The sequence below is a fragment of the Demequina sp. genome (assembly GCF_024642165.1).
Taxonomy (GTDB): domain Bacteria; phylum Actinomycetota; class Actinomycetes; order Actinomycetales; family Demequinaceae; genus Demequina.
Map to the genome: position 1 here is coordinate 1 of NZ_JAHEBP010000131.1, position 5,616 is coordinate 5,616.

The following is a 5,616-nucleotide window of genomic DNA, read 5'->3' on the forward strand; positions in this document are numbered from 1 at the left end:
ACCAGAAGTAACGAAGCTCACCGCGCGACGACGTGGCCGAGGCCTTCGCAGCCGTCCAGCCGATGCTGGACGAGTATGCCGACATCGAGCGACAGCTCGCCGACCCCGCGGTTCACGCGGATGCCGGCAGGGCGCGCACGCTCGGACGTAGGTTTGCGGAGCTCGGTCGCGTTGTCGCCGCGCATCGTGCCTGGAAGGCCGCCTACGACGACCTCGAGGCCGCCCAGGAGATGGCCGGGCTCGACCCGGACTTCGCCGCCGAGGTGCCCGCCATGGAGCAGGCCGCCGAGGCCGCGACCGAGCACCTCCGCCGCATCCTCATCCCTCGGGACCCCGACGACGCCAGGGACGTGATCCTGGAGATCAAGTCCGGCGAGGGCGGCGAGGAGTCCGCGCTGTTCGCCGGCGACCTGCTGAAGATGTACCTCAAGTACTCCGAGTCCCGGGGCTGGAAGGCCCAGGTGCTCGAGGCGACGGACACCGACATGGGCGGCTACAAGGACGTCTCCGTGGCGATCAAGGCCCCGGGCTCGGTGCAGCCCGAGGACGGCGTGTGGGCCCACCTCAAGTACGAGGGCGGCGTCCACCGCGTGCAGCGCGTGCCGGCGACCGAGTCGCAGGGCCGCATCCACACCTCGGCGGCCGGCGTGCTGGTGTTCCCCGAGGCCGAAGCGGTCGAGGACGTCGCGCTCGACATGAACGAGGTGCGCGTCGACGTGTATCGCTCGTCCGGGCCGGGCGGGCAGTCCGTCAACACCACCGACTCCGCCGTGCGCCTCACGCACATCCCCACGGGGATCGTGGTGAGCTGCCAGAACGAGAAGAGCCAGCTCCAGAACAAGGAGTCGGCCATGCGGATCCTGCGCGCGCGCCTGCTCGCCGCACAGCGAGAGGCCGCGGAGGCCGAGGCCTCCGACATGCGCCGGTCGCAGGTCCGCACCGTGGACCGCTCGGAGCGGATCCGCACCTACAACTACCCCGAGAACCGCATCGCGGACCACCGCACGGGCTACAAGGCCTACAACCTTGACCAGGTGCTCGGCGGGGACCTCGATCCGGTGATCCGCTCGGCCATCGATGCGGACGAGACCGCCCGCCTCGCCGCCGCCGAGTAGACCGTAGAATCCGACCGTGCCCACCGTCGGCGCGCGCCTGCGCGACACCACCCGCCGCCTCGCCGAGGCCGGAGTGCCGTCGCCCGATCACGACGCGATCGTGCTCATCGCGCACACGCTGGGACGCGAGCCGTCCTCCATCCGTACCGCCGCCGCGCGCGACGACGACTGGCCGGCCGGCGCGGACCTCGACCTGCTCGAGGCGCGGGTCACGCGCCGCATCGACCGTGAGCCGCTGCAGCACATCACGGGCAAGGCCTACTTCCGCTCGCTCGACCTCCAGGTGGGGCCCGGCGTGTTCATCCCGCGCCCCGAGACCGAGGTGGTGGCCGGGGTCGCCATCGACGCCGCCCGGCGAGCGCTCGAGCTCAGGGGTTCCGTGCGCGTCACGGACCTGTGCGCCGGCTCCGGTGCCATCGGCATCTCCGTCGCGACCGAGATCCCCGAGGCCCAGGTCGCCATGGTGGAGGCGAGCGAGGAGGCGCTGGTCTACCTGCGGATCAACGCGCGCGCGCAGCCACCGGGCGTGCGCTCGCGGCTGCGTTCGGTCTATGCCGATGCGCGCAACTGCCTCCGCCAGTTCGACGCGTGCGCCGACGTGGTGGTCACGAACCCCCCATACGTGCCCACGGCCGCCGTGCCGCGCGACCCCGAGGTGGCGCGCCACGATCCTCCGCAGGCCCTCTACGGCCTGGGCGACGACGGCCTCGACGTCCCCCGCGCCATCCTCGACGAGGCCCAGCGACTGCTGCGCGTCGGTGGGGTGTTGGTGATGGAGCACGGCGACGAGCAGGGCGCCGCGATGCGCGCATACGCCGAGTCCTCCGAGTGGTGGGGCGACGTCCGCACGTTGACCGACCTCACGGGACGCGACCGGATGCTCGTGGCGACCCGTGTCGGGGTCTGAGAGACTGACGCCGTGATCCTTGCGTGCCACGACCCCGCCGCGTGGGGGCCGGCGCTCGACGCCGCCGTCGACGCGGTGGCGCGGGGCGCCGTGGTGGTCCTCCCCACGGACACCGTCTACGGGGTCGGTGCGGACGCCTTCCAACCGGACGCGGTGGCGCGCGTGCTGGCCGCCAAGGGTCGTGGCCGCCAGATGCCGCCCCCGGTGCTCATCCCGGACGTGCGCACGGTCGACGGCCTTGCGCACGACGTGCCGGCCGCGGCGCGCTCGCTCATGGAGGCCTGCTGGCCGGGCGCGCTCACGGTGATCGTGCAGGCGCAGCCCTCGCTCGCCTGGGACCTGGGCGAGACGCACGGTACGGTCGCGCTGCGCGTGCCCGACCACGCTGCCGCGCGCGCCCTGCTGGCGCGCACCGGGCCGCTCGCGGTGACGAGCGCGAACCTCACCGGACAGCCCGCGGCCACCACGGCCGAGCAGGCCGAGGCTCAGCTCGGCGACTCCGTCGCCGTCTACCTCGACGCGGGCGACAGCCCGCTCGGCGTCGCCTCGACCATCGTCGACGCCACCGGCGACCACCTGCGCATCGTCCGGGATGGCGGCGTCTCCCGCGACCGCATCGTCGAGATCGTGGGGGAGCAGTCGCTCGAGGGTGGCGCCGGGTGAAGGTCTATCTGACTCTCATGGCCATCGCGGCCCTCGTCACCTACGTGAGCACACCCGCGATGCGGCACCTCGCGTTCCGCGTGGGCGCCATCACCGCCGTGCGCGCCCGCGACGTCCACACCACCCCCATCCCGCGGCTCGGGGGCATCGCGATCTTCCTCGGCCTGGCCGTGGCGGGCATCGTCGCCTCCGCGATCTCCTTCCTCGACCCCGTGTTCGCCGCCGGCCGCGAGCCATGGGCCGTGCTGGGCGCGGCCGGGATCGTGTGCGCCGTGGGAATGGCGGACGACATCTGGGACCTCGACTGGATGGCGAAGCTCGCGGGCCAGTTCCTGGCCGGACTGGTGCTCGCGTGGGGAGGCGTCCAGCTGGTCACCGTGCCCATCGCGGGCGTGACCATCGGCAGCTCGTATGTGTCGCTCATCGCGACGGTGTTCGTGGTGGTCATCGCGATGAACGCCGTGAACTTCGTGGACGGCCTCGACGGGCTCGCCGCCGGCATGATCGCGATCGGCGGGCTCGCGTTCTTCACCTATACCTACATGCTCGCGCGGTCCGCCTCGCCCGGCGACTACTCCTCGCTCGCCACCATCATCATCGCGATCCTGGTGGGTGCGTGCCTGGGCTTCCTGCCGCACAACGTCCATCCGGCGCGCATCTTCATGGGCGACTCGGGCTCGATGGTGCTGGGACTCGTGCTCGCGGCCGCCGCCATCGTGGTCACGGGCCAGATCGACCCCGCCGTCATCACTGAGCGCGAGCGCATCCCCGCCTTCGTCCCCATCCTGCTGCCGCTCATGGTGGTCGCAGTGCCGCTGGTCGACATGACGGCCGCCGTGATCAGACGAGCGCTGCGCGGCGAATCGCCGTTCTCGCCGGACAAGCACCACCTCCACCACCTGCTGCTGCGCCGCGGCCATTCGCATCGGTGGGCCGTCACCGTGCTCTATCTCTGGACCGCCGTGCTCTCCTTCGGGACGGTCTCCGTGGTGTTCCTCACGGTGAACGGCGCGCTCGTGGTCACCGCCATCGGCGTGGCCGGCGCGGCCGCGGTGACGTTCTCGCCGCGTTTCGCCCGCTTCTTCTCCCGCCAGTGGCGGCGCGCGGGCCACGCGGCTTTCGCGCTCCAGCGCGCCACCCCCGAGGGGCGGCAGCGGCGCGAGGAACGGGACGATGCACGGGTGACGTCGGGCGCGGACCCTCGCCCGGAGGACGGGGAGGGATCGTGACGGCGGAGGAGAGCCTGTATCGCCGCGCGATGCGCCTGACCGTGGTGGTGCTGGCCGGTCTCGCCGTGCTCGGCGCGCTCGTCGGCTGGTTCGTCGCGGGTGCGCCGGGCGCGGTCGCCGCGGCGGTCGGGGCGGCCGTCGCCGCCCTGGGGGCCATCCCCACCCAGGCCGCGATGCTCATCGGCCATCGACGCTCGCCACAGGCCCTCGCCGGAATCGTGGCGTTCTCGTGGCTGGGCAAGATGCTCGTGATCATCGTCGCGCTGCTGCTGCTGCAGGGGGTCGAATCGTTCTATCGCCCGATGTTCGCGGCCACGGCCGTGGTGGGCCTGGTGGTGTCGCTGGCGATCGATCTCTTGACGCTTCGCAAAGCACGTATTCCGTACGTCGACCCGGGTACGTAGTCCCGGGGAAATGCGTTAGGCTTTCGGTCAGTCGACGGGGCCGGACGGCTGTTCGTGCCCGATGATTCATCGCACAGGAGACTTCGTGGGGAACCTACTGGCAGCGGCCATCAGCGCAGAGGCCGCGGGCTCTGAAGAGACGCTGAGCTACTGGCAGCAGCTCTTCAGCTCCGACGGCTTCCACGCCCCCACGATCGCCGACTTCTTCCCTCCCGCCATCCTGTGGGAAGGCACCATCTTCGAGTTCAACCGCATCATGCTCGTCCGCGTCATCGCGGCGATCGCGCTGATCGCGGTGTTCTGGGTCGTCGCCTCGCGCGCCAAGGTGGTGCCCAGCCGCGGCCAGGCCACCATCGAGTTCATCCTCGACTTCGTCAGGGGCCAGATCGTCGAACCCGTCATGGGGGAGAAGGGCAAGCGGTTCCTGCCCTTCCTCACCACGTTGTTCATCTCGATCGTGTTCTTCAACATCACGGGCGTGGTGCCGTTCCTCAACATCGCCGGCACGTCGCTCATCGGCCTGCCGCTGTTCATGGCGCTCTGGGTCTACGTGCTCTACCTCTCCGTGGGCATCAAGAAGCACGGGCTCGGTGGCTACCTGAAGGCGAACCTGTTCCCGCCCGGCGTGCCCAAGCCGATCTACTTCCTGCTGACCCCGATCGAGGCGCTGCAGGTCTTCATCCTGCGCCCGGCGACGCTGGCGCTGCGACTCGCGGCCAACATGATCTCGGGGCACCTGCTGCTGGTGCTGTGCTTCGCGGCCACCCAGTACTTCTTCTTCGCCGCGACCGGAGCCCTCAAGGCCGCCGGCGTGATCTCGTTCGCCGCGGGCTTCGCCTTCGTGTTGTTCGAGATCTTCGTGGCGCTGCTGCAGGCCTATGTCTTCACCATGCTGTCGTCCGTGTACCTCAACATGGCGCTCGAGGACGAGCACTAGAAAGAAAGCTTGCTCCGCCATCACCGGCGGCGCATCAACGGAAGGAATCACACAGTGGACACCACCACTCTCGCGGAGGTCTCCGGCAACGTCGCGACGATCGGATACGGTCTCGCGGCCGTCGGCCCCGGCATCGGCCTCGGCATCCTGATCGGCAAGACCATCGAGGGCATGGCGCGTCAGCCTGAGGTCTCCGGCCAGCTCCGCACCACCATGTTCATCGGTGTGGCGTTCGTCGAGGTGCTCGCGCTGCTCGGCCTGATCACCGGCTTCCTCTTCACGTGATGATCGCCCAGACGCTGCTCGCAGCAGCGGAGGAGCATGGCGAGGAGGCCACGGGGAACATCATCCTCCCCGAGCC

7 protein-coding genes are annotated in these 5,616 nt (G+C 70.4%); all 7 read left to right on the forward strand.

Annotation, left to right across the window (positions count from 1 at the left end; all coding sequences use genetic code 11):
* The first annotated feature begins 32 nt into the window (after nucleotides 1–32).
* The 7 genes from prfA to Q0L54_RS10135 all read left to right on the forward strand — a co-directional run bounded on the left by prfA (nucleotide 33) and on the right by Q0L54_RS10135 (nucleotide 5,540).
* Complete coding sequence (gene prfA, locus Q0L54_RS10105) at nucleotides 33–1,115, forward strand: peptide chain release factor 1 (protein ID WP_296667784.1); 1,083 nt, start codon at nucleotides 33–35, stop codon at nucleotides 1,113–1,115.
* A gap of 16 nt (nucleotides 1,116–1,131) precedes the next feature.
* On the forward strand, nucleotides 1,132–2,022 hold the full coding sequence (gene prmC / locus Q0L54_RS10110; RefSeq protein WP_296667786.1) for a peptide chain release factor N(5)-glutamine methyltransferase: 891 nt from the start codon (nucleotides 1,132–1,134) through the stop codon (nucleotides 2,020–2,022).
* A 12-nt stretch (nucleotides 2,023–2,034) separates the two neighbouring features.
* Nucleotides 2,035–2,685, forward strand: coding sequence for an L-threonylcarbamoyladenylate synthase (locus Q0L54_RS10115; RefSeq protein WP_296667788.1), 651 nt, complete (start codon nucleotides 2,035–2,037; stop codon nucleotides 2,683–2,685).
* The gene (locus tag Q0L54_RS10120) at nucleotides 2,682–3,914 is read left to right on the forward strand and encodes an MraY family glycosyltransferase (RefSeq protein WP_296667789.1); all 1,233 of its coding nucleotides are present in this window, start codon (nucleotides 2,682–2,684) and stop codon (nucleotides 3,912–3,914) included. The genes Q0L54_RS10115 and Q0L54_RS10120 overlap by 4 nt, the downstream gene beginning before the upstream one ends.
* Nucleotides 3,911–4,318 (forward strand): hypothetical protein, encoded by a 408-nt coding sequence (locus tag Q0L54_RS10125; RefSeq protein WP_296667791.1) that lies wholly within the window; start codon nucleotides 3,911–3,913, stop codon nucleotides 4,316–4,318. The genes Q0L54_RS10120 and Q0L54_RS10125 overlap by 4 nt, the downstream gene beginning before the upstream one ends.
* A gap of 85 nt (nucleotides 4,319–4,403) precedes the next feature.
* On the forward strand, nucleotides 4,404–5,255 hold the full coding sequence (gene atpB / locus Q0L54_RS10130; protein WP_366937958.1) for a F0F1 ATP synthase subunit A: 852 nt from the start codon (nucleotides 4,404–4,406) through the stop codon (nucleotides 5,253–5,255).
* A 54-nt stretch (nucleotides 5,256–5,309) separates the two neighbouring features.
* Nucleotides 5,310–5,540: an ATP synthase F0 subunit C gene (locus Q0L54_RS10135; RefSeq protein ID WP_062312262.1), complete on the forward strand. Its 231-nt coding sequence runs from the start codon at nucleotides 5,310–5,312 to the stop codon at nucleotides 5,538–5,540.
* The last annotated feature ends 76 nt before the right edge of the window (nucleotides 5,541–5,616 follow it).